This window comes from Herbiconiux oxytropis, assembly GCF_024979315.1.
GTDB classification, from domain to species: domain Bacteria; phylum Actinomycetota; class Actinomycetes; order Actinomycetales; family Microbacteriaceae; genus Herbiconiux; species Herbiconiux oxytropis.
The window spans coordinates 13,819-36,332 of record NZ_JANLCK010000020.1 but is presented as its reverse complement, the minus strand read 5'-3'; the positions used below and the strand labels follow the sequence as shown (position 1 = coordinate 36,332).

The 22,514-nt window shown below is 70.1% G+C and carries 27 protein-coding genes; 16 read left to right on the top strand and 11 right to left on the bottom strand.

All coding sequences use genetic code 11. From position 1 onward, the window contains the following. Positions 1-165: 165 nt before the first annotated feature. From N1028_RS19555 to N1028_RS19525, 7 genes are all read right to left on the bottom strand, one after another. Positions 166-1,146 (bottom strand): cyclase family protein, encoded by a 981-nt coding sequence (locus N1028_RS19555; protein ID WP_259531210.1) that lies wholly within the window; start codon positions 1,144-1,146, stop codon positions 166-168. Continuing rightward, complete coding sequence (locus N1028_RS19550; RefSeq protein WP_259531209.1) at positions 1,127-1,918, bottom strand: IclR family transcriptional regulator; 792 nt, start codon at positions 1,916-1,918, stop codon at positions 1,127-1,129. The genes N1028_RS19555 and N1028_RS19550 overlap by 20 nt, the downstream gene beginning before the upstream one ends. A gap of 65 nt (positions 1,919-1,983) precedes the next feature. Further along, positions 1,984-3,069 (bottom strand): extracellular solute-binding protein, encoded by a 1,086-nt coding sequence (locus N1028_RS19545; protein ID WP_259531208.1) that lies wholly within the window; start codon positions 3,067-3,069, stop codon positions 1,984-1,986. Between the two features lie 68 nt (positions 3,070-3,137). Continuing rightward, complete coding sequence (locus N1028_RS19540) at positions 3,138-4,280, bottom strand: ABC transporter ATP-binding protein (protein WP_259531207.1); 1,143 nt, start codon at positions 4,278-4,280, stop codon at positions 3,138-3,140. A gap of 9 nt (positions 4,281-4,289) precedes the next feature. Further along, positions 4,290-5,159 (bottom strand): ABC transporter permease, encoded by an 870-nt coding sequence (locus tag N1028_RS19535; protein WP_259531206.1) that lies wholly within the window; start codon positions 5,157-5,159, stop codon positions 4,290-4,292. Continuing rightward, the gene (locus tag N1028_RS19530) at positions 5,156-6,028 is read right to left on the bottom strand and encodes an ABC transporter permease (RefSeq protein WP_259531205.1); all 873 of its coding nucleotides are present in this window, start codon (positions 6,026-6,028) and stop codon (positions 5,156-5,158) included. The genes N1028_RS19535 and N1028_RS19530 overlap by 4 nt, the downstream gene beginning before the upstream one ends. Continuing rightward, positions 6,025-6,807: an IclR family transcriptional regulator gene (locus N1028_RS19525; RefSeq protein ID WP_259531204.1), complete on the bottom strand. Its 783-nt coding sequence runs from the start codon at positions 6,805-6,807 to the stop codon at positions 6,025-6,027. Before N1028_RS19525 ends, N1028_RS19530 begins: the two co-directional genes overlap by 4 nt. A gap of 203 nt (positions 6,808-7,010) precedes the next feature. Here N1028_RS19525 and N1028_RS19520 point away from each other — a divergent pair, with 203 nt between their 5' ends. Genes N1028_RS19520 through N1028_RS19490 form a run of 7 tightly spaced genes read left to right on the top strand, consistent with a single transcriptional unit; the run spans position 7,011 to position 14,167 of the window. Beyond that, positions 7,011-7,943: a DUF6282 family protein gene (locus N1028_RS19520; protein WP_259531203.1), complete on the top strand. Its 933-nt coding sequence runs from the start codon at positions 7,011-7,013 to the stop codon at positions 7,941-7,943. Further along, positions 7,943-8,899, top strand: coding sequence for a 3,5-dioxohexanoate:acetyl-CoA acetone transferase (kce, locus tag N1028_RS19515; protein WP_259531202.1), 957 nt, complete (start codon positions 7,943-7,945; stop codon positions 8,897-8,899). The genes N1028_RS19520 and kce overlap by 1 nt, the downstream gene beginning before the upstream one ends. After that, entirely contained in the window at positions 8,896-9,843 is a 948-nt protein-coding gene (locus N1028_RS19510; RefSeq protein ID WP_259531201.1) for a cupin domain-containing protein, read from the top strand. Before kce ends, N1028_RS19510 begins: the two co-directional genes overlap by 4 nt. Next, a complete protein-coding gene (locus N1028_RS19505; RefSeq protein WP_259531200.1) occupies positions 9,843-10,646 on the top strand; it encodes an HpcH/HpaI aldolase family protein in 804 nt (267 codons plus the stop codon). The genes N1028_RS19510 and N1028_RS19505 overlap by 1 nt, the downstream gene beginning before the upstream one ends. Continuing rightward, positions 10,643-11,413: an SDR family NAD(P)-dependent oxidoreductase gene (locus N1028_RS19500; protein WP_259531199.1), complete on the top strand. Its 771-nt coding sequence runs from the start codon at positions 10,643-10,645 to the stop codon at positions 11,411-11,413. Before N1028_RS19505 ends, N1028_RS19500 begins: the two co-directional genes overlap by 4 nt. A 25-nt stretch (positions 11,414-11,438) precedes the next feature. Beyond that, positions 11,439-12,701 (top strand): iron-containing alcohol dehydrogenase, encoded by a 1,263-nt coding sequence (locus tag N1028_RS19495; RefSeq protein ID WP_259531198.1) that lies wholly within the window; start codon positions 11,439-11,441, stop codon positions 12,699-12,701. 23 nt (positions 12,702-12,724) lie between these two features. Then, positions 12,725-14,167, top strand: a complete 1,443-nt coding sequence (locus N1028_RS19490) for an NAD-dependent succinate-semialdehyde dehydrogenase (RefSeq protein WP_259531197.1) — start codon at positions 12,725-12,727, stop codon at positions 14,165-14,167. A gap of 11 nt (positions 14,168-14,178) precedes the next feature. Here N1028_RS19490 and N1028_RS19485 read toward each other — a convergent pair whose 3' ends face one another. The 3 genes from N1028_RS19485 to N1028_RS19475 are packed head-to-tail and all read right to left on the bottom strand — an operon-like array spanning position 14,179 to position 15,644. Continuing rightward, a complete protein-coding gene (locus N1028_RS19485) occupies positions 14,179-14,619 on the bottom strand; it encodes a BLUF domain-containing protein (RefSeq protein ID WP_259531196.1) in 441 nt (146 codons plus the stop codon). 34 nt (positions 14,620-14,653) lie between these two features. Beyond that, positions 14,654-15,136, bottom strand: coding sequence for a MarR family winged helix-turn-helix transcriptional regulator (locus N1028_RS19480; protein ID WP_259531195.1), 483 nt, complete (start codon positions 15,134-15,136; stop codon positions 14,654-14,656). A gap of 25 nt (positions 15,137-15,161) precedes the next feature. Further along, positions 15,162-15,644 carry an FCD domain-containing protein gene (locus N1028_RS19475; protein ID WP_259531194.1) on the bottom strand — a complete coding sequence of 161 codons (483 nt, stop codon included), beginning with the start codon at positions 15,642-15,644 and terminating at the stop codon, positions 15,162-15,164. Here N1028_RS19475 and N1028_RS19470 point away from each other — a divergent pair. The 4 genes from N1028_RS19470 (at position 15,639) to N1028_RS19455 (ending at position 17,699) form a co-directional block, all read left to right on the top strand. Next, positions 15,639-16,328 carry an alpha/beta hydrolase gene (locus N1028_RS19470; RefSeq protein ID WP_259531193.1) on the top strand — a complete coding sequence of 230 codons (690 nt, stop codon included), beginning with the start codon at positions 15,639-15,641 and terminating at the stop codon, positions 16,326-16,328. The genes N1028_RS19475 and N1028_RS19470 overlap by 6 nt on opposite strands. A gap of 33 nt (positions 16,329-16,361) precedes the next feature. Next, the gene (locus N1028_RS19465; protein WP_259531192.1) at positions 16,362-16,526 is read left to right on the top strand and encodes a hypothetical protein; all 165 of its coding nucleotides are present in this window, start codon (positions 16,362-16,364) and stop codon (positions 16,524-16,526) included. 49 nt (positions 16,527-16,575) lie between these two features. Next, on the top strand, positions 16,576-17,241 hold the full coding sequence (locus N1028_RS19460) for a hypothetical protein (protein WP_259531191.1): 666 nt from the start codon (positions 16,576-16,578) through the stop codon (positions 17,239-17,241). A 125-nt stretch (positions 17,242-17,366) separates the two neighbouring features. Then, positions 17,367-17,699, top strand: a complete 333-nt coding sequence (locus tag N1028_RS19455) for a hypothetical protein (protein ID WP_259531190.1) — start codon at positions 17,367-17,369, stop codon at positions 17,697-17,699. Positions 17,700-17,718: 19 nt separating this feature from the next. Here N1028_RS19455 and N1028_RS19450 read toward each other — a convergent pair whose 3' ends face one another. After that, positions 17,719-17,856, bottom strand: a complete 138-nt coding sequence (locus N1028_RS19450; RefSeq protein ID WP_259531189.1) for a hypothetical protein — start codon at positions 17,854-17,856, stop codon at positions 17,719-17,721. A gap of 191 nt (positions 17,857-18,047) precedes the next feature. Here N1028_RS19450 and N1028_RS19445 point away from each other — a divergent pair, with 191 nt between their 5' ends. The 5 genes from N1028_RS19445 to N1028_RS19425 are packed head-to-tail and all read left to right on the top strand — an operon-like array spanning position 18,048 to position 22,511. After that, positions 18,048-19,085, top strand: coding sequence for a substrate-binding domain-containing protein (locus N1028_RS19445; RefSeq protein WP_259531188.1), 1,038 nt, complete (start codon positions 18,048-18,050; stop codon positions 19,083-19,085). A gap of 5 nt (positions 19,086-19,090) precedes the next feature. Then, positions 19,091-20,164 (top strand): ABC transporter permease, encoded by a 1,074-nt coding sequence (locus N1028_RS19440; protein WP_259531187.1) that lies wholly within the window; start codon positions 19,091-19,093, stop codon positions 20,162-20,164. 1 nt (position 20,165) lies between these two features. After that, complete coding sequence (locus tag N1028_RS19435; protein ID WP_259531186.1) at positions 20,166-20,987, top strand: ATP-binding cassette domain-containing protein; 822 nt, start codon at positions 20,166-20,168, stop codon at positions 20,985-20,987. Then, positions 20,984-21,685 carry a bifunctional 4-hydroxy-2-oxoglutarate aldolase/2-dehydro-3-deoxy-phosphogluconate aldolase gene (gene eda, locus N1028_RS19430; protein WP_259531185.1) on the top strand — a complete coding sequence of 234 codons (702 nt, stop codon included), beginning with the start codon at positions 20,984-20,986 and terminating at the stop codon, positions 21,683-21,685. Before N1028_RS19435 ends, eda begins: the two co-directional genes overlap by 4 nt. Continuing rightward, positions 21,675-22,511 (top strand): SDR family oxidoreductase, encoded by an 837-nt coding sequence (locus N1028_RS19425; RefSeq protein ID WP_259531184.1) that lies wholly within the window; start codon positions 21,675-21,677, stop codon positions 22,509-22,511. The genes eda and N1028_RS19425 overlap by 11 nt, the downstream gene beginning before the upstream one ends. Positions 22,512-22,514: the final 3 nt, after the last annotated feature.

Sequence of the window (22,514 nt, the reverse complement as noted above, 5' to 3'; positions counted from 1 at the left end):
CTGCATCCCCGCAGCGACCCTCGCCCAGATCGAGGAGCTCGGCGCCACGAAGGTCACCCTCCTCGGTGGGCCGGCTTCGCTCTCGGTAGCGGTCGAGAACCTCACCGCCTGCACCCCCTGAGGCCGCGAGTCCGCTGAGCCCCGCCTCCCCGCCGGAGGCGAGGCTCAGCGGATGGCGATCGCGTTGGGCGGGGAGCCGACGCCGCCGGGGAGGTTGAGCGGCTTGCAGGTGAGGAGGAAGTCGTAGACGCCGTCGGCGTCGCAGGCGTCGGCGAGCTCGTCGAGGCGCCAGAGCTCGCCGAGGGCCATGCCGAGCAGGGCGATGAGGGGGCGGTGCAGCATGCCGCTGTGGTCGACCCCGCGGGCCGGAGGAGCATCGGCGGCCGAGCGGAAGTCGCTGTCGATCACCGGATCGGCCTCCACCGCGAGGTTGTCGGCGGCGACGAGCGCGATCTCGTGGTCCCAGAGCCAGCGCAGGATCTCCTCCCGCTGCGCGAGCCCCGGCGAGCGGCGCCAGGGAGTGGCCGCGCGTTCCGCCGGCGACTTGGCGAGGTACTGCTCGGCCCATCCGGTGCGGAGCAGCAGCATGTCGCCACCCCGGAACGCGACCCGCTGGCTCTCGGCGATCTCGTCGAGCATCCTGGCGTCGATGGGGATCGTCGCCGACGCGTCGTAGGGGAGTCCGAGGCGTTCGAAGTGTCGGGGCACGTCGAGCAGCACCCCTCGCCCCGCGATGCCGCCCTCGGCCCAGGCGTGCACGCCCAGCGTGGTCGACGACCCGTCGTTGTCGGCCGGAGCGAGGCCGTTGTAGAAGCCGTGCTGCGGGTGCCCGATGTGCCGCAGCGCGTCGATCTGCGACGAGGCCTGCAGGTAGAAGGAGTCGACGTGGTCGTCGCGATGCCACTCGTTGTTGGCGAAGACCGTGTGCACGAGCGGATGCCGGGTGCCGGTGGGGTAGGGCTCGAACGCGGTGACGGGGTGGTCGAGGCCGAAGCGTCGGCCGGTGCGCACGAGCGCGGCGGCGGCGGCGACCCGCTCGGGGGTCAGGAAGTTGATGGTGCCGAGCTGGTCGTGCCGGCCGAAGTGCTCCCAGCTGGAGTACGGGGGCGTGGCCGAGGCGAGCTCGTCATAGGTCGGGGTGCTCACGGGATCGTCCGTCCGGGGTGCCGCTGAGCTCGGCGGTGAGGGCCGCGGTCGTCGTCAGCAGGTGCGAGATGATGGGGGATTCGCGGGTCAGATCCGCGTTCGGGTCGGCGCCGAGCAGGCCGATCGTGGCCGCGATGCCGAACTCGTCGAAGACCGGGGCCGCGGCGGTGAAGACGCCGCCGGACTGGGAGGCGATGCAGTAGCCGGAGCGCCTGGCCGTGTAGACGGCCGCCTCGAGCTCGGCGCGCTCCGCGGAGGTCGCGCCCTCGGTCATCCACTCGAAAGCCCGGTCGTCGGTGAGATGGGCCAGGAAGATCCGGGTCTGCGCCGCTGTGGCGTCGAGCTGCGAGCCCGCTCGCACGGTCACCACGGCGGTGCGGCTCCGGTCGTCCTCCACGAGGGCGACCACGGGTCCGCGGGCACCCCACAGGCTGAGCACGGCCGTCATGCGCACGGCCGCGCTCAGCTCCGCGAGATGGGGAGGTGCGATCTCGGTGACCCGCCTCCGGCTGAGGGCATGGATGCCCAGCTGGAGCATGAGGCCGCCGAGCACGAACGTGCCGCGGCGGGGTCCGCGCTCGAGGATGCCGGCGGCCACGAGCGACGCGCAGTAGCGGTACGCCGTGGTGCGGTTCAGGCCCAGCCGCTCGGCCACCTCCGCCGCGCTCAGCTCCGCGGTGTGCGGGCCGAACAGCGAGCAGATCTGGCCGACTCTGGCCACGGCCTGGATGTCGGATCCCGATGTCTCCTGGCCGCCTTCGATGTTCGCCATGCCTGAATCGTAGTTCAGGGTGAGAACAGTGCTGGGGCGGCCGGGCGCGAGCGCGGACCCGCTCGTCACCCGGCGAGCCAGGTGGTGAGCTTGTTCGAGACGTCGTTGAAGTTCTCGGCGTACCAGTCGATGTCCTGCAGCACGGTGCCTCCGGTGTTGGCGGGGCCGTAGACCTCGACCTTCTCGGTGAACTCGTCGAGCTCCGGCTTCGCGGCCGTGTTGACGGGGGCCACACCGAGCAGCTCCGAGATCTTCGCGACCTGCTCGGGCTCGACGACGCTCGAGATGAACTCGACCGCGGCATCCTTGTTGGGGGCGCCCTTGGGGATGGCGAAGGCATTGAGCGAGGCGACCGTCTCGTCCCACACGACGGTGATGTCGAGCCCGCTCTGCATGAGCGGGACCAGGCGCGAGTCCGGCAGCAGGAACATGTCGACCTGGCCCGCCTCGACGGCCTGCTGCAGCGCACCGACGTTGGGGGCGAAGGTGGTGTCGTCGCGGATCTCGCCGAGCTTCTCGAGGGCGCGGTCGACGTCGAGCGGGTACAGGTCGTCGGGCGCGACGCCGTCGGCCAGCAGCGGGTACTCGAGGATGCCGTTCTGGAGATTGTTCACGATGCCGCGCTGGCCGGGGAACTTCTCGGTGTCGAAGAAGTCCTCGACCGTCTTCGGACCCTCGCCCTCCGGAAACGCATCGGTGCGGTAGGCGATCGGGGTCGCGTTGATCCAGTTGCCGAGGTAGCACTCGCCCACGGTGCCCTCCACCAGGTCGGTCTGGTCGATGGCGCTGAGGTCGAGCGGCTCGAAGAGGGTGTCGCAGTTCTGCTGCGCCGCGTAGGGGGCCGTGGCCACCACGTCCCACTGCACCGATCCGCTGTCGACCTGGGCCTTCACCTGCGCCACGTCGGGCGGCGAGGTGTTGACGAAGGTCACGTTCGGGTGCGCTTCGGTGTAGGGGGTCTGCCAGGCCTCGATCTGGGCGTCCTGACCGCCTCCGCCGTAGCCGACGAAGGTGATGGTGGTCGCCGCGTCGGCGGCCGGCTCGGAGCTGGAGCCGCCACCGGCGGTCGGGGTGGAGGAGCACGCGGCGAGGAGGCCGGCGACCGCCACGAGGCTGAGCGCGGTGCTGATGGTTCTGGATCTGGACACCATTGTCGTTTCCTTCTGGTTGCTGGGTGTGGTGGGTGGGGATGGGGGGAGGTGCAGGGTGGTCGGCGCGGTCAGGCCGCGACGATCCGCTGGCGTTCCGGCTTCCACCAGGCGGTGACCTGGTCGCCGACGGTGAAGGTGGAGTCGAGGGCGTCGACCCGGGCTCGGCCGAGCTGGCGCACGCGGCCCAGGTCGAGCAGGGCCGTGCGGTACGACCCCATGTACTCGAGGTCGCGCACGACCGCGCCGACGGAGTTGCTGCCGGAGGGCACGTCGGCCGGATCATGGGCGACCCGCACGTCTTCGGGCCGCACCACGACCGCCGCTCGCACAGAGGCGCCGGGGTGGCTCGAGACCGTGCCCGGTGCGATCGACCAGGTGCGGCCGTCCCAGCCGGCCGACGTCGCCGAGGCGGCTCCGTCGAGGTCGAACACGTTGGAGTCGCCGAGGAAGCGGGCGGTGAAGAGCGTGTCCGGCTCCCGGTAGAGCTGCTCGGGTGAGCCGACCTGCTCGATGTGGCCGCTGTTGAACAGCGCGATCCGGTCGGAGAGGTTCATCGCCTCCTCCTGATCGTGCGTCACGAACACGAAGGTGGAGCCGACCTCGCGGTGGATGCGGCGGATCTCCGTCTGCAGCGCGGCGCGGAGGTTGCGGTCGAGAGCACCGAGCGGCTCGTCGAGCAGCAGGGCGGCGGGGTTGAACACGATCGCCCTGGCCAGGGCCACGCGCTGCTGCTGACCGCCGGAGAGCTGGGAGGGGTAGTTGCCGTCGCGATCCGGCAGCTGCACCAGGTTGAGCACCTCTCCGACCCGGCGGGTGATCTCGGACTTCGGCACCTTGCGCTCCTTGAGCGGGTAGGCCACGTTCTGGGCCACCGTCATGTGCGGGAACAGGGCGTAGTTCTGAAAGAGCATGCCGAGGTTGCGCTTGTGCGGCGGCAGCGAGCCCACGTCGGAGCCGTTGAGGGCGATGGTGCCCGAGGTGAGGGTCTCGAAGCCCGCGATGAGGTTGAGGGTGGTGGTCTTGCCCGATCCGCTCGGGCCGAGCAGGGTCATGAACTCGCCCGGCTCGATCGTGAGCGAGATGTCGTCGACGGCGGGAGCGGCGAGACCGTAGTCCTTCGTCACGCCCTCGAGGCGGATCTGCGTGCCCTGCTTGGTCGCGGAGGCCACGGACGTGGGTTTCCCGGCGCGTGACGTGCTCGAAATGGTCAAGGCGATCTCCTAACGCTTCTTCGTGCGACGGCTGCCGATGAGCAGCGGCACCAGGAAGATGATGGTCACCGCGACGACGACGAGACTCGACGAGGCGGAGATGGTGGGGTCGAGCTCGAACGTCACGCTGTTGTACATCTGCACCGGCAGCGTCTGGAACGTGGGCGAGCGGAGGAACAGGGCGATGACGACCTCGTCGAACGAGGTGACGAAGGCGAAGATGGCGCCCGTGAGCACGCCGCGGCTGATCAGGGGCATGGTCACCGTGATGAAGGAGCGCAGCGGCGAGGCGCCGAGCGACGCCGAGGCGCGCAGGAGCTTGGGGTCGAACCCGCCGAGCGCGGCGGTGACCGAGACCAGCACGAACGGCACCCCGAGCGCGGCGTGCGCGATGACGTAGCCGAAGAGGCTGCCGGTGAGGTGCCACTGCAGGAACGCGATGTAGACGGCGACGGCGACCACGATGGCGGGGGTGACGAGCGAGATCATGAGCAGGGTGCGCGCGAACGCCGCGAGCCGCCCGGTGAGGCGGTCGAGCCCCACGGCCGCCGCGGTGCCCACGACCGTCGCGATGATCGCCGCGAGCGTCGCCACGAGGAACGAGTTGCCGAGTGAGGAGAGCCAGATCGGGTCGGTGAAGAAGTTCTCGTACCAGCGCAGCGAGAAGTCCTGCGGCGGGAACTGGAACGCCGAGGCCGAGCTGAAGCTCAGCGGGATGACGATGAGGGTGGGGAGGATGAAGTAGAGGGCCACCGCGGCGCCGATGACGATCAGCCACCAGGGGATGGGATCGATCCCGCGGTCGCGACGGCTCGGCCGACGGGGGGCCGGGGTCGGAGTGGCCGGGTTCGCGGTCTCGTGCTCGTCGAGCGCGGTCATCGCTGCTCCTTCCGATCGGTGGCGGCGGCGGCGCCGATGGCCGAGATGGTGCCGCCGAAGCGGTTGGCCCAGGCCACGAGCGTGAGGGTGATCACGAGCACGAGGATGCCCAGGGCGCCCGCGCCGGCGAAGTCGAGCAGTTGCGTGGTGCGCTGGGCGAGCAGCTGCGCGATGAGCGACTGCTGGGGCGAGCCGAGCAGCGCGGGCGTCACGTAGAAGCCGAGGCTGAGGGTGAAGACCAGGATGAGGCCCGAGACCACGCCGCCGCGGGAGAGCGGCCAGTAGATCTTCCAGAACGCCACGAGCGGCGAGGAGCCGAGCCCGCGGGCGGCCAGCAGCAGCCGACGGTCGATGCCCCCGAGAGAGCTGAACAGCGGCAGCACCATGAACGGCAGCAGCACCTGGCTCATGGCCACGGTCACGCCCACCACGCTGCCCTGGAAGGCGATGTCGTCGGCGCCGAAGAACTCGAACACGCTCTGCACGGGGCCGCCGCGCTGCAGGAGCACGATCCAGGCGTAGTTGCGCGCCATCACCGAGGTCCAGAACGGGATGAGCACGATCACGAGCAGCACCCCGCGAAGGCGCGGCCCCACGCGGGTCATGAGGTAGGCGTAGGGGTAGCCGAGGAGGAACGCGACCGCGGTGACGATCGCCGCCGTCGCGACCGTGCGGCCGAGCACCGTGAGGGTGACCCCGTCGGTGAAGAGCGCCGCGTAGTGCTCCAGGGTGAAGCCCGGGGCTCCGACGCTCGTGAGGAGGCTCTGCCCGAGGGGCACCAGGAGCACGGCGGCCAGCAGTCCGAGTGCCGGTATCAGCAGCAGCCAGCTGGGGCGCGGGGCGCGCCGGGGTCGTGTGGTCGTGGTCATGACTGTCCGTTCACCATCGCGCTGAGCTGCTCGGCAGACTCTCTCAGCATCATCACTCTGTCCTCCGACTCGGCGGAGGAGGGAAGCATCGTCGTGGTCCCGAGCACGGCCATCGCGGCCTGGATCTCGTGGCTGCCGAACACGGGAGCGGCCACCGAGGCGAGGCCCACCCGGCCGAGGTCGGCCCACGCGATGCGGTCGCGCCTGGCCAGGGCCAGCTCGGCGTTCTCCCGTCTGGCCTCCTCCGGTTCGAGGCCCGCATGCAGCCGCGCGACCACGGCGGGGTCGGACTGGAAGGCGAGGAGCACGCGCGACTGGGCGGCCTTCACCTCGAGCACGGTGCCCACGCGCACGGTGAGCACGATCGTGCCCGCGTTCGCCTCCTCCACGTGTCCCACCACGGCGCCGGAGCGGCCGAGGAAGCTCAGCACGGCCGTGAGCCCCGTGCGGTCCGACAGCCGGCGGAGCATCGTGGGGGCGAGGGCGAGGATCTGCTGGCGGCTCGAGACGAGGCCCGAGAGCTGGTCGACGAGAGGGCCGGGGCCGTTGGAGGGGTTGAGGAAGCCCGACGACTGCAGCGACAGCAGGTAGCGGTGCGCCGTGCTGCGGTTGAGTCCGAGCCGCTCGGAGACGAGGGTCGGCGAGAGCGTGCGGGTGTTCTGATCGAACAGGGCGAGCACCATGGCCGCCCGTTCGATCGACTGGATCGAACCGCGGTCGGTGTCGGCGATCGGCACGACGGTCTCCGGTGCGTTCGCCTCGGGTGCGGGATCGGTCATGGCTCACCTCCTCATCGAGGGTCTGGTCGGGTACGTCGATCAGTAAAGCAAGCAATTGTTCATAATGCAATCCCGAATTTCGTATCTTGAACAACGCGAAGTGAGCTTTGCCCGCCGAATCGCGCGCGACTGAGTAGACAGGACGCACGTTCGTCCGTATTCTGAACCAAACGCTCGCAATCCGAACACAAGGAGGTTCTCGGATGACCGCCACACCCGACGCACCCGTCCCCACGCCCGCCCCCTCTCCCGCATTGCTGAAGGTGCTGCACGGCGCCGTCGACCTGCACGTGCACTCCGGCCCCAGCCCGTTTCCGCGCCGGCTCAACCACGTCGAGGCCTCCTACGACGCGGCGCGGATCGGGCTCCGCGCCCTGCTGATCAAGTCGCACCACCACAACACCGTGATGGATCTGCTCGCGATGCAGGACCAGCTGAAGGATGCCCCGACTCCGGTCTACGGGGGAGTGGCGCTCAACTCCGAGGTCGGCGGCATCAACCCGTCGGCCGTCGCCGTCGCCATCCAGATGGGCGGCCGTGCCGTCTGGGGGCCCACCGTCTCGGCCGGTCAGCACATCCGTGCGCACAGCCACGACGACGGCTTCCCGACCGCCGGCTCGAACCTCGAGGAGAAGGAGGAGTCGGTGTGGGCCGCCGACGGCAGCGTCTCGGCCGAGACCGTGCGGGTGACTCAGCTCGTGGCGGAGGCCGGCATCATGCTCTCGGGCGGCCACCTCGACGCCGAGTCGATGAAGGCGCTCTTCGCCACCGCGCAGGAGAACGGCGTGCGCCGGCTGCTGCTGCACCACCCCGACTTCATCGTGAACGCCTCGGAGGGCGACGTGGAGGCGATGCTCGGCTACGGCGCCTTCGTGGAGCACGAGATGTCGATGTACCACCCCGACGTGCCCGCCCCCGGCTTCCCCATCTCCCAGCTGGTCGACTGGATCGAGAAGGTGGGCCCCGAGCGCACCGTGATCGACTCCGACCTCGGCCAGAAGACCAACCCGCTGCCCGTCGACGGCTACATCTACGTCATCCAGCAGCTGCTCGACCACGGCGTCAAGGAGAAGGACGTCCGCCAGATGATCTGCCGCAACACCGCCTACCTGCTCGGACTCGAGGAGACCAACTGATGCAGCGCGCCGAACAGGTCATCATCAGCACGGCCGTCACCGGATCGGTCAACGTGCCCTCACAGAGCGAGCACCTTCCGCTCAGCGCCGATCAGGTCGTTCAGTCGGCGCTCGAGGCGGTGGAGGCGGGCTCCGCCATCATCCACCTGCACGCCAGGCACCCGGACGGACGGCCGGCGTGGGAGGCGGAGCTCTACGAGCAGATCGTGCCGCGCATCCTCGAGCAGACCGACGCGGTCATCAACATCACCACGGGCGGGTCGTCGGCCATGACCATGGACCAGCGTCTCGCCGGCGCCCTGCGGTTCGCGCCGGAGCTCGCCTCGCTCAACATGGGCTCGATGAACTTCGTCTACTCCGGCATCGCCGACAAGGTCATGGAGTGGAAGCACGACTGGGAGGAGCAGTACGTGCGGAACACCTACTCCCATCCGTTCATCAACTCCTTCGACCGCATCGAGCACACCCTCCGAGAGCTCGGCGAGGGCCTCGGCACGCGCTTCGAGTTCGAGTGCTACGACATCGGGCACCTCTACACGCTCGCCTACTTCGTGGAGCGGGGCCTCGTGAAGCCGCCGTTCCTCATCCAGGGCGTCTTCGGCATCCTCGGCGGCATCGGGGCTCACCACGAGAACCTGACCCACATGGTGGCGATCGCCGACAAGCTCTTCGGTGACGACTACTACTTCTCGGCCTTCGCCGCCGGCCGCGGCCAGATGCAGTTCGGCACGCACAGCGCGTGGCTCGGCGGCCACGTGCGGGTGGGGCTCGAGGACAGCCTGTGGATCGGCAAGGGCGAGCTCGCCACGAGCAACGCGCAGCAGGTGCGGAAGATCCGCGCCGTCGTGGAGGATCTCGGCCGCCCCATCGCCACCCCCGCCGACGCCCGGCGCATGCTCGCCCTCAAGGGCTCCGATGAGGTCACACTCCAGAAGGCAGGAAGCACCACGACATGACCATGTACGCCAAGGACGACATCCGCTCGACGCTGGTCGCGGCGCCGTCGGCGCCCGCGAGGGACGTCGACCCCTCGACCCCCGTGAAGCCCTCGCAGTGGCTCGCGTTCCACGACCTCGAGCCCAGCGAGGTCGCTCCCACCGGCGGCCGCACCTGGATCGCCCGTGCCGCCAATCTCGTGGTCGTGTACTCCGAGGCGAGGGCCGGAGACATGCTCACCCGCACCGGGCAGCCCGACGAGTACGCGGTGCTGCTCCATTCCGAGAGCGCGCCTCTCCGCATCACCGCCGAGACCGGCACCACCGAGAGCGGCTTCGTCGAGACCGGCTCCGTGGAGGTGGCCGAGGAGGCCTTCGTGGTGGTGCCGCCGGGCGACAGCTCCGTCGAGGTGCTGGCCGACGGCCCCGTCATCCGGCTGTTCTCCACCCTCGACGAGGAGCTCACCGGCTCGGCGCTGAACGCCGCCGCCTACGCCGAGCCCGACCTCCGCGCCGCTCCGCTCGAGCCCTGGCCCGATCCCGTGGGCGGCTTCGCACTGCGGGTCTACCGCCTCGCCGACACCCCCATCGCCGAGGGCCGCTTCGGCCGCATCTTCCGCACCACCAACCTCATGGTCAACTTCCTGGCCGAGGAGCCGGCGCCGCGCGACGAGCACCGGCTCTCCCCGCACTTCCACGACGACTTCGAGCAGATCTCGTTCGGCGTGAAGGGCACGTTCGTGCACCACATCCGCTACCCGTGGGGCCCGGATTCCGCCGAGTGGCGCCAGGACGAGCACCGGGAGATCGGCACCCCGTCGATCTGCATCATCCCGCCGCCCACGGTGCACACCACCCAGGGGGTCGGCGCGCACCAGCAGCTGCTCGACATCTTCTCGCCCCCGCGTGCGGACTTCTCGGCCTCGGGCTGGGTGCTGAACGCCGACGACTACCCGGCCCCGTGATGGCGGCACGAACGAGCCTGTTCAAGGCCGCACTCGCCCGGCCGGGCGGCCCTGCCCTCGGCACCTGGGTCAAGCTGCCCGCCATGGAGAGCGTCGAGCTGATGGCGCTCGCGGGCTTCGACTTCGTGGTGATCGACCTCGAGCACTCCGCGCTGAGCATCGAGTCGGCCGCGCAGCAGATCGGGGTCGCGCTGCTGGCCGGCGTCTCGCCGATCGTGCGCATCCCGGCGCTCGACGGAGGAGTGGTTCAGCGCGTGCTCGACGCCGGTGCCGAGGGCATCATGCTGCCCCACGTCGACACCGTCGCCCAGGCGCGGGCCGCCGCCGCGGCCGTGCGCTTCCCACCTCGCGGCACGCGAGGCGTGGGGAGCACGAGCCGCGCCGGGGCCTGGGGCGCGCTGCCGCGCGAGGAGTACCTGCGCTTCGGCCAAGAGGAGGTGGTGCTCATCGCGCAGATCGAGAGCGCCGCCGCCGCTCGATCGGCGGGGGAGATCGCAGCGGTCGAGGGCGTCGACGCCCTGCTCATCGGTGCCGCCGACCTCTCGACGAGCGAGGGGCGCACCGAGACCGACCCCGAGATCGTCGACCTCATCGCCGCCGCCGTGCGCGACACCGTGGCTGCGGGCGTGCCCATCGGCAACGCCGGGGGAGCCACCGCGGCAGCCGTGCGGGCCTCGGCGGAGGCCGGATACCGTTTCACCTTGATGAGCAACGACGCGAGTCTGCTCGGAGCCGCCGCCGCTGCCGCGGTCTCCGCGGGTCGCACCGTGCACGACGAAGAACCACGGAAGGACACGCCATGACAGGCACGCCAGAACACGGGATGCTCCACGGGAAGGTCGTTCTCGTGATGGGCGCGAGCGCCGGGATCGGCGCCGACGCAGCCCGGGTGTTCGCCGGGCACGGGGCATCCGTGATGCTCGTGGCGCGCACCGAGGGGCCGCTCCGCGCGGTGGCGGATGCGCTCGGTGAGGAGGGCTTCACAGCCGATCACGCGGTCGGCGACATCAGCCGGGGTGCCGACGTGGCGCGGATCGTGGACGCCACGATCGAGCGCTTCGGCCGGCTGGACGGCGCCTTCAACAACGCGGGCCTCACCCAGGGCGGCCGCCTCGACGAGGTGTCGGAGGACGACTTCGACCGCATCCTCTCGGTCAACGTGAAGGGCGTGTGGCTGTGCCTGCGCGAAGAGCTCCGCGTGATGCGCGCGGCCGGCTCCGGATCGATCGTGAACGTCAGCAGCATCGGCGGGCTCCGCGGCAGCTCGGGCATGGGCGCCTACCAGGCCACGAAGCACGCCGTCATCGGGCTCACCCGCACGGCGGCGCACGACAACGGGCCCGACGGCATCCGCGTGAACGTCATCGCCCCCGGCCCCACCGAGACCCCGATGCTGGAGCAGACGCGCCGGGCGATCCCGGGCGGGGTCGAGGCGCGGATCGCCGCGACCCCGCTCCGCAAGGCGGGCACGGGAGCCGAGGTGGGGGAGGCGGCCGCGTGGCTGCTGAGCGACCTCGCGAGCCACATCAGCGGCGTCGTGCTGCCGGTCGACGGAGGCTTCAGTGCCTAGGGCGGGCCGGGTACCCGGTTCCACCGTGCTCCGTGACGGCCGTGCGGCGGCCGCCGCCGGCACCGGAACGCTGCGCCTGCCGCCGCGCATCCACGTGGGCTACGGCGTGCGATCGCAGATCCCGCCACTGCTCGCCGAGCACGGCTCGCGGGTCTTCGCCGTCGTCGACCCGTTCCTCGCCGGGTCGCCTCACTTCGTCGAACTCGTCGCCGCCGTGCGGGCGCAGGGTGCTGACGTCGAGGTGCACACCGACGTGCTGCCCGAGCTGCCCGTGGGCTCGCTCACGGCGAGCGGTGCCGCAGCCAGGGCCTTCGCGCCGGATGTGGTTCTCGCCTACGGCGGGGGCAGCTCGCTCGACGCGGCCAAGCTCATCGCACTGCTCGTGTCGCACGGCGGAGCACTCGCCGACTACTACGGCGAGAACAACGTGCCCGGCCCCGTGCTGCCGATCGTGGCCGTGCCCACCACGGCCGGAACCGGATCGGAGGTCACGCCCGTGGCCGTGATCTCGGATCCGGACCAGGAGATGAAGATCGGCATCTCGAGCCCGCACCTCGTGCCGGTGGCCGCGGTGGTCGATCCGGAGCTCACGCTCGGAGCGCCGCCCGCGGTCACCGCCTATGCGGGCATCGACGCGCTCGTGCACGCCCTCGAGTCGTTCACGGCGGCCGAGCTGCCCATCGGGTGGGGTGGTCGGCTGCCCGTGTTCACGGGGCAGAACCTCTTCGCCGACCAGCTCGCCCTCGAGGCCGTACGGCGCATCGCGCCCTCGCTCGCCCGCGCCGTGGCCGACGGCTCGGACCGCGAGGCCCGCGCCGAGGTGGCCTACGGGAGCCTGCTCGCCGGCATGTCGTTCGGCCCCACCGGCACGCACCTCTCGCACGCTCTGCAGTACCCCATCGGCGCCATCACCAAGACGCCGCACGGGCTCGGCACGGGCCTCATGATCCCTTACGTGCTGCAGGCCTGCGTGCCCGTCATCCCCGAGCGGCTGGCCCGCATCGGGGAGGCGCTCGGCGGGGTCGAGGCGGATCCGTGGGTCGCGGCGCAGGACGCCGTCGACCGGGTGGCCGCGCTCTGCCGGGCCATCGGCATCCCGCTGAGCCTCGCCGAGATCGGCGTCGAGCACGATCAGCTCGAGCGGATCGCCGACCTGGCCCTGCGCGCCCGACGACTCGTCGACATCTCGCCGCTCGGCTCCGACCGGCAGACCCTCCTCACCATCCTCGAGGCCGCCCACGCGGGCGACCGCACGCTCATCGCGGCCACCGGCCGCAGCGGCCGCTGACCGCGGCCGGGAAGGACTCCCGCATGACCACCACCACCCTCCCGCTCCGGGCGGAGCTGTTCCTCGACGGCGCCTGGCGACCGGGCTCCGACGGGCGCACGTTCCCGGTGATCGATCCCTCCGACGGCTCCACCATCGCCGACTTCGCGATCGCGACCCGCGAGGACTGCCTGCACGCCGTCGAGTCGGCCTCCGCCGCCCAGGCGAGCTGGGCGGCCACGTCGCCCCGGCACCGCAGCGAACTGCTGCGTGCGGCCTACGAGGTGCTCACCGACGAGGTCGAGCTGTTCGCCGAGATCATGATCCGGGAGAACGGCAAGTCGTACGCGGATGCGATCGGGGAGGCGAACTACGCGAAGGAGTTCTTCCGCTGGTTCGCCGAGGAGGCCGTCCGCATCCCGGGTGAGTACCGGCTCTCGCCGGGAGGCGACAAGCGGATCGTGGTCGACCGGCAGCCCATCGGGGTGTCACTGCTCATCACGCCCTGGAACTTCCCGGCCGCGATGGCCACGCGCAAGCTCGCGCCGGCGCTCGCCGCGGGGTGCACCGTCATCCTGAAGCCGGCCCGGGAGACGCCGCTCACCGCCGCGTACGTGGTCGACGTGCTGCACAGGGTCGGCTTCCCGAGCGGTGTCGTGGGCCTCGTGACCCCCGTGCCGACCGGGCCGATCGTGGCCGACATGCTGGCGCATCCGGCGGTGCGCAAGCTCTCGTTCACGGGATCGACCGAGGTCGGCCGGGAGCTGCTGCACGCCTCCGCCGACACCGTGGTGAGCACCTCGATGGAGCTGGGCGGCAACGCGCCGGTCATCGTGCTGCCCGGCGCCGACCTCGAGCTGAGCGTGCGGGAGTCGCTGCTCGCGAAGATGCGCAATGGCGGATCGGCGTGCACCGCCGCCAACCGCTTCTACGTGCACTCGTCTGTGCACGACGCCTTCGTGGCGCGCATGGCGGAGGAGCTCGCGGCGGTGCGAGTGGGCCCCGGGCTCGATCGCTCGAACCAGCTGGGGGCCCTCGTGTCGGTGAAGGAGCGCGACAAGGTGGCCGCCCTCGTGCGGTCGGCGGTCGACGAGGGCGCGGTCGTCGTGACCGGCGGTGAGAGCTCGCCGGAGGGTGCCTTCTACGACGCGACGCTCCTCACGAACGTGCGGCACGGATCCGCCGTCAACGCCACCGAGATCTTCGGGCCGGTCACGGCCGTGGTGGTCTACGACGACGTCGACGAGGCCATCCGCATGGCCAACGACACCGTGTTCGGGCTCATGGCCTACGTCTTCGGTGAGGAGCGCTCGGCGATCGCCGTGGCGGGTCGGCTCGAGGCGGGCATGATCGCGATCAACCGCGGGGTCGTGAGCGACCCGGCGGCTCCCTTCGGCGGCGTCAAGCAGAGTGGTCTCGGCCGCGAGGGATCGAGCGACGGCATCCTCGAGTTCCTCGAGGAGAAGTACATCGCGCTGACCGCCTGAGAGCCGAGTGCTCAGGGGGCCGACTGGAACCAGCGGATGAGGGCGCGCACGGCCGGGGTCGTGGAGCTGACGTCGTGGGCGTCGTCGTCGAGGTCGTCGAAGGTCTTCCGGTAGCCGGGGATCGAGGCCTCCTCGGCGACCGCCACCGGCTGGAACCCCATCGTCCAGTCGGGGAACTGCCGGGAGTCGACGATCTCGTCGATGAGCACGCGCACGTCGCGGTGACCGGTGTCGTCGGCGATGCGCTCCATCAGGTCGTGCACGGGGCGGAACGGGCCCTCGAGGAGCTGGAGGAAGCGCCCGTCGCGATACAGCAGCATGCCCGTGACACCGCTCCGGGCGTTGTTCCGGCGGCTCACGGTGAGCAGGGCGGCGAGATCGGCGTCGCTGAACGGCGAGGTGGCGGTGCTGGAGTAGACGACGGAGATCACGGGGTAACGCTGCGGGTCCATGAGACGACCCTAGGCGTGTTTCCCGCGCCGGGCCTCAGTCGTCGGTGTCGAGGTGGGTGCGCAGGGCGGTGGTCAGGGCGTGGAGGGTGGCGAGCTGCTCCGGGGTGAAGGCGTCGACGAAGACCTCGCGCACGAGGCGGAGGTGGGCGGCCGAGGAGCTGCGGAAGGTGCGCGCGCCCACCTCCGTGAGGCTGACGGCGGCTCCCCGCGCGTCGCCGCCGACGGGCCCGCGCAGCACCAGCCCGCGCTCCTCCATGCGCCGGATGTGATGCGAGAGACGGCTGCGCTCCCAGCCCATCACCGTCGCCACGTCGGAGGAACGGAGGGTCCTCCCGGGCGCCTCGCTCAGGGCGAGCATCACCGAGTAGTCGCCGGGCGAGATCCCCGAGGTCTCCTGGAACGCCGACGCGAGGGTGCGCCGCACCTCCTCGGCCGTCTCGATGTAGGTGCGCCAGACGGCCAGCTCTGCCGCGTTCGGCGACCGCTTCTGCGGGGCATCCTCGTGCGTCTCGCTCACGGCGCCTCCCTCCGGCAAGCCGACTCTAGACCTCTGGACGCTCCGGCTGCAGCGGGAGGCTGTGCCAGGTCTCGAAGGCGACCGCCGCTGCCGCCTCCGCGTCGCCCGCTGCACAGAGGGCGATGAGGCCGTCGTGGGCCGTGACCGAGGCCTCGCCACTCGAGGTGAAGCGCAAGCGCTCGGCGCGACGGACCACGGGGCCGAATTGGTTGAGCACGGCGGCGACCGCCTGGTTGCCGAGAGCCGTCACGGGCACGGCGTGCAGGGCGTCGTCGGCGTCGAGCGCCGCGTCGACGTCACCGGCGTCGATGGCGGCGGCGAAGTCACGGTTCGCGGAGCGCATGCGGTCGAGATCCTCCTCCGTCAGGGAACCGACGGATTCGAGGACGGCCAGCCGGTGCATGGCGGCGACGACGTCCCGGGCGTCGCGCACCTTCTGATCGTTGATCAGGCTGACGACCGTCGACTTGCCGGGCTGCGTCACCGCCCCACCGTCGTGCTCGTGCACGGTGCCTTCGCCGAGTCCGCCAGCTGGAACGGCGTCGCGCGCCGACTGCAGAGCGAGAGGTTGCCGGTGCTCGCGATCGCCAACCCGCTCCGCGGCCTCGCCCCGGATGCCGAGTACCTGCGCTCCGTCATCGACGGCATCGACGGCCCCGTCGTGGTCGCCGGTCACTCCTACGGCGGCTCTGTGGCGAGCGAGGCCACCGAGGGTGCCGCCGACGTGCGAGCTCTCGTGTTCGTCGCGAGCTTCATCCTGGAGCCGGGGGAGAGCACGGGTGAGCTCGCCGGCAGGTTCCCGGGCGGCGAGCTCGGCCCGGCGCTCACTCCCGTTCCCTGCGCCGTGGGCGGCCAGAGCGGTGACGACCTCTACATCGTGCAGGAGAAGTTCCGCGAGGTCTTCGCCGCCGACGTTCCGGAGGCCGAGGCATCCCTGATGGCAGCCACCCAGCGTCCGATCGCCGCCGCAGCACTCGAGGATGCCGCGAGCCGGGCCGGGTGGAAGGCCATCCCCTCGTGGACCCTCATCACGCGTCAGGACCTCGCCGTGCCCGCCGAGTCGCAGCGCTTCATGGCCGAGCGCGCCTCCGCGCACGCCGTCGAGATCGACGCCTCGCACGCCGTGACGGTGTCGGAGCCCGACGCCGTCGCCGACCTCATCCTCGACGCGGTCCGGGCCACCGCGCGTTGAGGCTCCGCTCGGGCCTCGACTTCGCCTGGCCGGATGTTCCCGACTAGGCCCACCACGACGCCCGTGCAGCGCTTCGTCGCGGCCACCAACGCCCACGACGGCGACGCGCTCCTCGCGCTGTTCGCCCCTGGCGCCACCGTCATCGACGACGGCACCACCTCGAGCGCGATCACCCGCCTGTCGATCGCGCTCGCCTGAGCCGGCCTGAGGCAGCACGCCCCAGGCTTCGGAACGTAATCTGGGCCGTATGACCTCTGCGTTCACCACCGCGGTTCGAGACTCTCTTCCTGCGAGGCTCGTCCTGCCGCCCGAGTGGGTCACGACCTTCGACTGGCTGCAAGCGCAGGGCCATGTCGCCGAGCTCCACGGTGGACCGCTCGCGGGCGTGCACCGGGTCTCCGACGACGCGTCGAGCGAGGTCGGGTTTCATCCGGCCGAGCCGGACTTCATGAAGTTCTGGCTGGGCAACGAGGACGTCGATGACGAGATCGCGGTCGTCGTGCGCACCGGCGGCGACGGCTCGCACGCCGCGTTGTGGCTCGATCCCGGCGGGGTGCAGAGGATCGTTCATCTCGGATCGGGTTCGGGTTCGACGGCGATCGGGATCCTGGTCGAGAACCCCGTGGATCTCCTTCGGCTGATGGCGATCGGTTACGAGGAACTGTGCTGGCCTGAGAACTATGAATTGACACCCGCGGAGGCGTCAGCAGCCGAGCGGAACGGCGACGATGAGGATCCGGACGTGAGACGGTTCACGCCGCCCCGTTCGTTCCAGGCCTTTGTCCGCCACACGTTCGAGGTGTCGATCCCGGAGCGGGCATGCGAGATCGTCGGCGACCTGGTCGACATGGATGACGGCCCAGGGGCGTCGACCGATCCTTTCGCCGCCTGGCTGGAGCAGAACCGGCGCTGATCGCCCTTCGACCTCGTGGGCCGTCCGGCATCGCGCCGACCCCACGCCGCACTTGTCGCGGCGCCCGGAGTGCGGTTCGCTGAGGGGGAGGCGCGGGGTGGACCGGTGCCCGGAGGGAGGCGACCGTGGAGTCGTGGCTGATCGTGGTGCTCGTGGTGGTGGCCGTCATCGTGGTGGTGATCCTGGTGGCGCTCTCGATGCGCGGGCGCGGGCGCGGTTCGAGTGGCCGGGATGCTGCTGACGGCGGATCGGCGGCCGTGTTCGTCAGCGGGGACTCGACTGGCGGCAGCCGCCACGACCACGACGGCAACGGCGGCGGCGGTAACGATGATGGTGGCAATGGCGGCGGTTTCGACGGGGGCGGCTCTGACGGTGGCGGCTTCGACGGCGGTGGCTCGTCCGACGGCGGTGGCTCGTCCGGTGGCGGCGACGGTGGAGGCGGTGGCGGCGGCGACTGACCTCGTCCCGAGGCGGGTGTCAGAGAGCGGCTTGGATGGCGCGGATGTTCGCGCCGAGAACTCCCGAGGCCAGGAGGCCCGCTCCGGGCGGCCCTGACGAGTCGGTGCCGACCGGCGGCAGGCGCTGGAGTGCCGCGCGCATCCTGCGGCCGCTCATCAGGGGCCTCCCGCTCGATCGCGGGCAGGACCCTCTCCGCGCAGGCCGCGGCTCACGCGCCTGCCAGAGGCCATCCACTTCCGCACAGGAGACGGAGGGATCGGAAAAAACCCTATCCAGGTCTTGAAAAAGAAGAAATTTCCTCTATGGTGATCTCACCGGTAATCATTTTCCATCCCCGAGAGGAAATCATGCACGCACGAACTCGCAGCATCGTGGCTGCGACCGCCGCAGGAGCAATGGTGCTCCTCGGCCTCAGCGGCTGTGGCACCCAGGCATCATCGAACGGCGAACCCCTTGTCGGTCTCGTCATCAAGACGCAGGACAACCCCTTCTACGTCAAGATGACGGAAGGCGCCGAGGACGAGGCGAAGAACCTCGGCTTCAACCTGCAGGTCGCCTCCGGCGACGGGCAGAGCGACGTCGACTCCCAGATCAAGGCCATCGAGAACTTCACGGCCCAAGGGGCGAAGGCGATCCTCGTCACCCCGGCCGGTGACGGCATCATCCCGGCCGTCAAGAAGGCGCAGGCTGCGGGCATCGTCGTGTTCGCGATGGATTCCCCCCTCGGTTCCGAATCGGGGATCGACGGGACCTTCGCCACCGACAACCAGCTCGCCGGTCAGCTGGTGGGGGAGTGGGCGAAGGCCGCACTCGGCGACACCGAGCCCCGCATCGCCACCCTCGACCTCAGCACCGACCAGATCCCCGTCGACGTCGCCCGCAACCAGGGCTTCCTCGAGGGCTTCGGCATCGACACGGGCGACCCCACCAAGATGTGGGATGAGAGCGACCCGCGCCTGATCGGGCACGAGGTCACCGACGCCAACGAGGCCGGTGGCCGCACGGGCATGGAGAAGCTGCTCCAGAAGGACCCGACCATCAACCTCGTCTACACGATCAACGAGCCGACGGCGGCCGGCGCCTACCAGGCCGTGACGGCTGCGGGCCTCGAGGGTCAGATCACGATCGTCTCGGTCGACGGCGGATGCCCCGGGGTCATGAACGTGCAGGAGGGCATCATCGCGGCGACGTCGATGCAGTTCCCGCTCGAGATGTCGAAGCAGGCGCTGCAGGCGGTCAAGGCGTACCTCGATGACGGATCGAAGCCGGCGAACAGCGACGGCCTCGACTTCACCAACACGGGAGTCACGCTCGTCACCGATCAGCCGCAGGACGGCGTCGAGTCGGAGGACACCGCCTTCGGCCTCGAGCAGTGCTGGGGCTGAGGGCCGTGAACAGAAGTGCGACCGACCTCCCCGACGGCGAGCGCACGAGCCTCCCCGCCCCCAAGGCGCCGAGAGGCCTCGTCGAGATCGATGGCGGCGCCCGTCTCTCCCCGCTGCAATGGGTGGAGCGGCGGATGCTGTCCAGGCCCCTGATCGGGCCCCTGGCGGTGCTCGTCATCGCTCTGATCGTCTTCTCGATCGTCTCTCCGAACTTCGGCACCCTGCAGAACTTCTCCCTCATCCTTCAGCAGGTGCAGGTGATCGCGCTGCTCGGCATCGCCCAGACTCTCATCATCCTGACCGCCGGCATCGACCTCTCCGTGGCCGCCGTGATGCTTCTCGCCCAGGTGGTGATGGGCAAGCTCGCGGTGACCCTGGGTCTCCCGGTCGAGTTCGCTCTGCTGCTGGGTGTCCTCGTAGGCGTGATCTGCGGTGCCATCAACGGGTTGATCGTCACGAAGCTGAACATCCCGCCGTTCATCGCCACCCTCGGCACCCTCAGCATCTTCTACGCGCTGAACATCTTCATCTCCGACGGCGAGAGCGTTCCGTACGCCGAGGTGCCGGCCCTGCTGACCTGGCTCGGCACAGGCTTCCAGGTCTTCGGCACGACGTTCACCTACGGTCAGGTGCTCACGATCCTGATGTTCGTGCTCTTCGCCTACATCCTGCGCAGCACCGCCTGGGGCACGCACATCTACGCCGTCGGCGACAATCTCGAGGCCGCCCGCTTGTCCGGCATCCGGGTCAACCGCGTGCTGATGTCCGTGTACATCGTCGCCGGCCTCATCATCGGCGTCACCGCGTGGCTCCTGATCGGTCGCATCGGCTCCATCTCGCCCACGGCGGGCGCCTCCTACAACCTCGCCTCCATCACAGCCGTCGTGATCGGCGGCACGAGCCTGTTCGGCGGTCGCGGCCGCATCATGGGCACGCTCCTCGGTGCCGTGATCGTCGGCGTCTTCTCGAGCGGCCTGTCGCTGGCCGGCTTCGACAACCTCTGGCAGGAGTTCACCATCGGAATCCTCATCATCGGCGCGGTCGCCGTCGACCAGCGCCTGCGCAAGATCGGACGCTGACATGACCACAGAATCGACTGCTCCTTCCGTTCCCCGCTCGCACGAGCTCGTGCTCGAGGGCCGCAGACTGGTGAAGCGCTACGGCCACGTCGTCGCCCTCGACGAGACCGACTTCGAGATCAGGCAGGGCGAGGTGCTCGCCGTGATCGGCGACAACGGTGCGGGCAAGTCCTCTCTCATCCAGTGCCTCAGCGGAGCCGTGCAGCCCGACGGGGGTGAACTGCTCGTGGGCGGAGAGCCGACCGCGTTGAAGTCGCCGGTCGAGGCCCGTCGCCTCGGCATCGAGACCGTCTTCCAGAGCCTCGCCGTGTCACCGGCGCTCGACGTTGCGACGAACATCTTCCTGGGCCGCGAACTGCGCCGAGCAGGCATCGCCGGCAGCGTGTTCCGGATGCTCGACAAGAAGCGGATGCGACAGGAGGCGCTCGGCGCCATGGCCGAGCTGGGGCTTCAGACCCTCCAGAACGTCGGCCAGTCCGTCGAGACGCTCTCGGGAGGACAGCGCCAGGGTGTCGCCGTGGCGCGAGCCGCGGCCTTCGGCTCGAAGGTCGTCATCCTCGACGAGCCCACCGCGGCGCTCGGCGTGAAGGAGTCGGGACGCGTCGTGAAGCTCATCAAAGACATCAACTCGCGAGGCATCCCCGTCATCCTGATCAGCCACAACATGCCGCAGATCTTCGAGGTCGCCGATCGCGTGCACATCCAGAGGCTCGGCCGCCGGATCGCGCTCGTGGAGACCTCACAGGTCGACATGGCCGACGCCGTGGCGATGATGGTCGGCGCCACCACGCCGGAGAAGCTCGGGCTGGAGAGGGCGTCATGAGCGCCGTCTCCCCCCTGAGCGAGCGCACCGTCACTGCACACCTCCGCGACGAGGGCATCGTGCCGGTGGTCGTCGTCGCCTCCGCCGACGAGGGGCTGAGGCTCGCCGATGCCCTCCTCGAAGGCGGTCTCACCGGCATGGAGGTGACGTTCCGGTCGCCCGCGGCGGCAGCGGCCATCGCTCGCGTCAGGGAACTGCGCCCCGGGTTCGTGGTGGGAGCCGGAACCCTTCTCCGTCCGGAGGACGTCGACGCGGCCGCTGACGCCGGCGCGCACTTCGGGGTGGCGCCGGGCACCAGCGAATCGGTCCTCGCTCGCGCTCGGGAACGAGGATTGGAATTCATCCCGGGAGCCGCCACGGCGTCCGAACTCGACGGCGCGCTCCGTCTGGGAGCCGAGGTCGTGAAGCTCTTCCCGGCTGAGGTGATCGGGGGCGTCGCGTTGATCGATGCCCTGGCCGGTCCCTATCCGCACGCGCGTTTCATGCCCACGGGCGGCATCACCGCCGCCGACCTGCCCCGCTACCTCGCCCGTCCCGCCGTTCTGGCGTGCGGCGGGACCTGGATCGCTCCGCGCGCTCTGCTCGAGGCGGGGGACTTCACCGAGATCACCCGCCGTGCGGAAGCAGCCGCAGACGAGGTCCGAACCATCAGAGAGACAGCTGGAACAGCTGGAAAGGAGCACCATCATGGTGCCTGACTACCTGCCGACACCCGGCACCGCACTCGAGGGCAGAGTGGCCCTCATCACCGGAGCCGCCTCCGGCATCGGCGAGGCCGTGGCGCGCATCTACGCCGCCAACGGAGCGAAGGTCGCGATGATCGACATCGACACCCCACGCCTGGATGAGGTGGCCGCCGACATCACCGAGCGTGGCGGCGACATCCTGGCGATCACGGCTACCGTCGTCGACGAAGAGCAGGTGCGAGCCTTCTTCGCGGAGACCGTCGCGCGCTGGGGTCGTATCGACCTCGTGGTGAACAGTGCGGGCCGGGACTCCCTCGCGCCTCCCATCACCCAGGTCACGTTGGAGGAGTGGTACAAGACGATCGAGCCGAACCTCACGGGCGTGTTCCTGTGCTGTCGCGAGGCCTTCCTCGTGATGGAGCAGCAGTCCTGGGGTGGCCGCATCATCAACATGGGGTCGTCTTCGACGAAGGTCGCCTCCGGGCCCGGCCACAGCCCGTATCGCGCATCCAAGCACGGCATGCTCGGCCTCTCCAAGAACATCCTGATCGAGGGCATGGAGAAGAACATCGGCGTGACGGTGCTCAACCCTTCACATGTGCGGACCCCGATGACCGAGATCATCGACAAAGGGCTGTACGACGGCGATCTGCCGGCATACACCGACGGCTGGCTCGATGAGAAGGAGATCGCGGAGGGGCTCTCCGCCACCTGCATCGACGTCTCGAACGTCGCCGAGGCCGCTCTCTACATCGCGACCCGGACCCCGGACGTCACGATCCCCACGTTCTCCCTGTACCCCACCCACAAGGTGCTCCGGTACGGCATGGAGGTCTGAGCG